Raw genomic sequence first — 5252 nt, 5'->3', positions numbered from 1 at the left:
CCCTCCGGGGAAGGGAGTCATACCCCTCCCCCCAGCGGGGAGAGGTTGGGAGGGGGGCCATCATGAAGACGCAGAGGATAAACACGCAAAGGCGCGAAGGCCGCAAAGGGTCGCTAAGGATAAACACGCAAAGACGTAAAGGTCGCAGAGTAGCGCAAAGGATACATAAGTAAAAACCTCTGCGTCCTCCGCGACCTCTGCGGTAAACCATCAACCGCCAGAACTGTTGTCTAACTGCATGACCACACTGCCAACAACCTACGCCCAACTCCCGCTGACCAGCGTCAGCGCGCTCGGTGCGGCAATCGCCGACCTGCCCGCGCTGGCGGCGCTGGCCGCTGCCTTGCGCCCCAGCTACCAAACGGTGGCCCCCGTGCCGGCGGCGGCCCGTCCGGCGTTGGTGGCGGCGTTGGCCCGCCGGCAGCCGGCGCCGGTGCTCTACGTGACCCTCAGCGCCGAGAGCGCCCAGCGCGCCGCCGATGATCTGTGCCAGTGGTTGGCCCCCGATCAGGTGTGGCTCTTCCCCGCCGCCGATGCGTTGCCCTACGAGCAGATGTCTCCCGGCGCTGAGGTGCTCGGACGCCGGTTGGCTGTATTGCGCAGTTTGCACGCCGGTGCGGTGAGCGGGGTGATTGTCACCTCGGTTAAGGCGCTGATGCAGCCAACGTTGCCGCCCGCTGAGCTAGCCGCGGCTACGATCCGGCTGCGGCGCGAGATGCGGTTGCCGGTTGAGCAGGTGGTGCAGACGTTGCTCGCCAATGGCTATCAGCGCGCAGCTATGGTCGAAGCTCCCGGCGAGGTGAGCCGGCGCGGCGCGATTCTCGATGTCTGGCCGCCGGGTGATGAGTTGCCGTTGCGTATTGAGTGGTTTGATGATGAGATTGATAGCTTGCGCCGGTTCGACCCAGCCACCCAGCGCAGCGAGCAGCGGTTGGAACAGGCTGAGATTGGCCCGCCCCACGAGATTCCGCTGTGGCGGGTTGCCGAAGCGTTGCGCCGGATCGATGCGCTCGATCTGAGCGGGTTGCGCCGCGAGGTGCGCGAGGAGTGGGCCGCCGCCCGCTCCCTGTTGGCCGAGGGCCAGCGGTTTGAAGGCCGCGCGTTCTACGCCCCGTTTTTCGTTGATCAACCCGTCACCCTGCTCGATTATCTGCCGGCGGGTAGTGTGGTGCTATTGGCCGAATCCCATCTGCTCGCCCAGCACGCCAGCGAGATCGACACCCAAGCCGCTGAGTACCGCGATCAATTGGTGGCGCTGGGTGAGTTGCCGTCCGCTTTTCCTCGCCCCTATCTGCGCTGGGAGGAATTGGGACTGGCCGCTACCGCGACGCTGATCGTCGCCGATCTGAGCCACAATGAGCATGCCGGGGCGCTCGCGCCGCCGCTGTTCGGCGTGCCGCCGCTCTACGGCGGCCAGCTCCGCCGCTTGATTGCGACCATTGTCGAGCAGGTGCGCGCCGGTGAGCTGGTCGTGGCGGTGACCGCTCAAGCTGCCCGCCTGCAAGAGTTGGTCGGCGAGCAGGTCGCCGGCGAGACGACACCCGGTCGTTTTGTGCCCGTCCATGGCGGTCTAGAGGCCGGGTTTACCTTGCCCGATCTGCGCTTGACCTTGCTCACCGACAGCGAGATCTTCGGCATTCGCCAGCGCCGCCCGCTGAGCGAACGGCGACGCAAGGCGAATCTGGCTGACCGCAACGCCTTTTTGCGCTCGCTCAAGCCCGGCGATTACGTGGTGCATATCGAGCACGGGATTGCCGTGTTTGATGGCATGATCCGGCGTACTGTCGGCGAGGTCGAGCGTGAGTATCTGGTGTTGCGCTACGCTGGCGAAGATAAGATTTATGTGCCGGTTGACCAGATCGACCGCGTGACCCGCTACATCGGCGCTGGCAATGGCCCTCCCACCCTCACCCGGCTCGGTACCCAAGACTGGGAGCGCACCAAGCGCAAGGTGCGCGCTGCCGTGCAAGAGCTGGCTGAAGAGTTGCTCCGCCTCTATGCCCAGCGCCAGCTCAAGCCCGGCTATGCCTTCTCGCCCGATAATGAGTGGCAGCGCGAGTTGGAAGCCAGTTTTCCCTATCTCGAAACGGATGACCAACTGCGCGCGATTGTCGAGGTCAAGACCGACATGGAAAAGCCAACGCCGATGGATCGGCTGGTCTGCGGCGATGTCGGCTTCGGCAAGACTGAGGTGGCGTTGCGGGCGGCGTTTAAGGCGGTGCAAGACGGCAAGCAAGTGGCGATCTTGGTGCCGACCACGGTGCTGGCTCAGCAGCATTTCGATACCTTCCGCAAACGCATGGCTGCCTTCCCGGTGACGGTGGAAATGCTCTCGCGGTTTCGCTCGCCCAAAGAACAAGATGCCATCGTGCGCGATCTGGCGCGGGGCAAGATCGACATTATCATCGGCACCCACCGCTTGCTCTCGAATGACGTGGTGTTCCGCGATCTGGGGTTGGTGATCGTCGATGAAGAGCAGCGGTTCGGCGTGCGCCACAAAGAGCGGCTCAAAGTGCTGCGCGCCGAAGTTGATGTGCTGACCCTGACCGCGACTCCGATCCCGCGCACGCTGCACATGGCGCTGGCTGGGATTCGTGACCTGAGCGTGATCGATACGCCGCCCGAAGATCGCATCCCAATCAAGACCTATGTCGTGCCGGCAGATGATCATCTGGTGCAAGAGGTCATCCGGCGTGAACTCGAACGTGAAGGGCAGGTCTACTTTGTCCATAACCGGGTGCAGAGCATCTACCACGTCGCCGAGCGGTTGCGCCGGCTCGTGCCGGAAGCGCGCATCGCCGTCGGCCATGGCCAGTTGCCCGAACGCGAGCTGGAACGGGTGATGATGGACTTTTTCGAGGGGCGCTATGACGTGCTGGTCTGCACGACGATTATTGAGAGCGGCCTTGATGTGCCCAACGCCAATACCATCATCATCGACGATGCGACCAACTACGGTCTGGCCCAGCTCTACCAATTGCGCGGCAGAGTGGGGCGCGGCGCGACGCGGGCCTACGCCTACCTGCTCTACCAGCCGGCCCGGTTTATGACTTCTGAAGCGCGCCAGCGGCTGGAAGCGATCCAAGAAGCGACTGAATTAGGGGCCGGTTTTCGCATTGCGATGCGCGATCTTGAGATTCGTGGCGCGGGTAATCTGTTGGGGGCCGAGCAGTCAGGCCACATTGCCGCCGTCGGGTTCGACCTCTACTCGCGCTTGCTGGAACAGGCGGTGCGCAAACTCAAGCGCGAGGTGGATGCCGCCGCCGCCGATCAGACCACAACTGTCACTGCGGCTGAGATGGCCGAGAGTCTGCGCGCGCCCACCGTCTCGGAAAAGGTGCTGGTGGCGCCGCTGGTGACGATCGATCTCCCACTGACCGCCTACATCCCGCCTGCCTACATCGCCGACGAGCGCGTGCGGCTGGCGGTGTACCAGCGGATGATCGATGCCGCCACCATCGAGGAGGTGCGCGGTTTGCGCCAAGAGCTGATTGACCGTTTTGGCGGGCCGTTGCCCGAACCGGTGCAGCACCTGATCTTCTGGTTGCAGATCCGGTTGTTGGCGCTGCAAGCGGGAGTGGTTTCGATCACGACCGAAGGCGACATCTTTCTGATCCGGCTGGCCACGCTGCTCTCGCCGGCGCTGCGCGAACGGCTACGCCGGCGTTTCCCGCGCGATAAGGCGCTGGCCTTTGGCCAGCAATCAATCCGGCTCGACCGGCGGTTGGCAGGGGCACAGTGGCCAGAACGATTGCTAGCGGTGGTGGAAGCGATGGTGTGAGAGGCGTTACACCCGCACCAACTGCCCGCGCCGGAAAGCGACAATTACCTGTTCGCACTGATACTTCTGCCGCGCGCCGGTAAAGATCACGCCATCGTAGCCGTAGCGGTCAAGCCACCACTCCACGGCGGCATCCGTCTCGATATCGAGACCGAGGCTCGCCGCTTCGCGTTGGATCGCCTTCACCTGTTGCTTCCACTGGCCGAGATCGGCTGTAAATGGTCGTTCAATGCGCGCGCGGTAGTGGCCGGGAGTCAACACGAAAAAGCGCTGCAACCAATGCCGCCGCTCAGGCTCAGCGACCTCAACCAACAGCAAACCGCGTCCGGCGGGAGTGCGCTGCTGCACGTCGCCGCCGAGCAGTTGGTAAGTGCCACGCGCGGCGCTGCCGTCAACCCAGCGGTCGGCTTCACCCCGGCTCACCCGCCGGATCGTCTCGCGCAGATCAGAGACGCGCGGAATACGGGGTGGCGCCATAATCTGGATCGCCGGAATCGGGTGCTCGACCACCGTCTTGCCATCGCTGGCGTGCCACTCGGCATGCGTGATCTCCATCGGCGGGTTGCTGCCTTCGCGGTAGCGGAAACCGAGCCGTTCGCGGCCCTCTTCCGCTTCGGCGGTAGCGGCAATCGTCACGTGCAATTGCAACCCGCCGCCGCAACCCGGCGCCGGAAACCAGACCCGTTCAGCCACAAAGGTAAACGCCATCCGCGACCCTGCCCGCGCCTGCCGTTCGGTGCGCCGCCAACCTTGGCCGCTCAAGCCGCTCCAACCGCCGACGACGGCGCGCAAGGGCGCATAGATTGCAACCACCGCCTGCACTGACGGCGGCTCATCGAGCACCCACATCCCCGGCGGAATTGCGCCGGAAGAGGGCAGCTTGACCGTGCCGCCGATCACGCTCTGCTCGACGCGCGCATTGGGCAAGCGTACCGTCATGCGTCCCGCACTTGATGGCGGCGGCGTTATCGCCGGCGTTGCGCTGAGCGCGTGTCCGCACTCGATGCAAAAACGCGGATCACCCGGCGGCAGCGGCGCACCACATTGCGGGCAGAAGCGAGGAGTACGGCGGGTGGTATCCATAGCGGCCTCATGAGACAATGCGTGGCTTGGCAGTGCAATGGCGCAACGTCCGGCTGGTTCGCCTGCGCCCATCCTTGATAGAGATGACGGCGGAGGGTACAGCAGACGTAGCGACTCATGTTGCACCTATTGTAACATGCCCCTTCCTGCCTCTCCCCCGCTGGAGGGAGAGGTATGACTCCCTCCCCCAGCGGGGGAGGGGTTGGGGGTGGGGCCAGAACGTGCATCCCCGCGCTGTATCACCCGGCCCTGAAGGGCCGGGCTAGGCTTACGAAGCCCGCTGCGCGGGCTGATGCCCTCACCCCCCCGGCCTTTCGGGGGTAGGTATTTCATCGGCTCACCTCCTGCGGCGAGAAGCGGTCGTCGGATGCCAGCGGTGCGGGCGGGT

At 64.5% G+C, this 5252-nt stretch carries 2 protein-coding genes; one reads left to right on the top strand and one right to left on the bottom strand.

The features are described 5' to 3' along the window. Window positions 1-238 precede the first annotated feature (238 nt). Entirely contained in the window at window positions 239-3781 is a 3543-nt protein-coding gene (gene mfd / locus A6A03_RS18725; protein ID WP_066791319.1) for a transcription-repair coupling factor, read from the top strand. A gap of 6 nt (window positions 3782-3787) precedes the next feature. Here the strand turns inward: mfd and A6A03_RS18720 are convergent, their stop codons facing one another. Continuing rightward, the gene (locus tag A6A03_RS18720) at window positions 3788-4864 is read right to left on the bottom strand and encodes a zinc ribbon domain-containing protein (RefSeq protein WP_066791316.1); all 1077 of its coding nucleotides are present in this window, start codon (window positions 4862-4864) and stop codon (window positions 3788-3790) included. Between the last annotated feature and the right edge of the window lie 388 nt (window positions 4865-5252).

Origin of the sequence: Chloroflexus islandicus (assembly GCF_001650695.1) — a bacterium.
Taxonomy (GTDB): domain Bacteria; phylum Chloroflexota; class Chloroflexia; order Chloroflexales; family Chloroflexaceae; genus Chloroflexus; species Chloroflexus islandicus.
This window is presented reverse-complemented; position numbering and strand designations above follow the sequence as displayed.

Coding starts and splice junctions, on each gene's coding strand:
- mfd (WP_066791319.1), top strand. CDS start 239: ATGACCACACTGCCAACAACCTACGCCCAACTCCCGCTGACCAGCGTC.
- A6A03_RS18720 (WP_066791316.1), bottom strand. CDS start 4,864: ATGGATACCACCCGCCGTACTCCTCGCTTCTGCCCGCAATGTGGTGCG.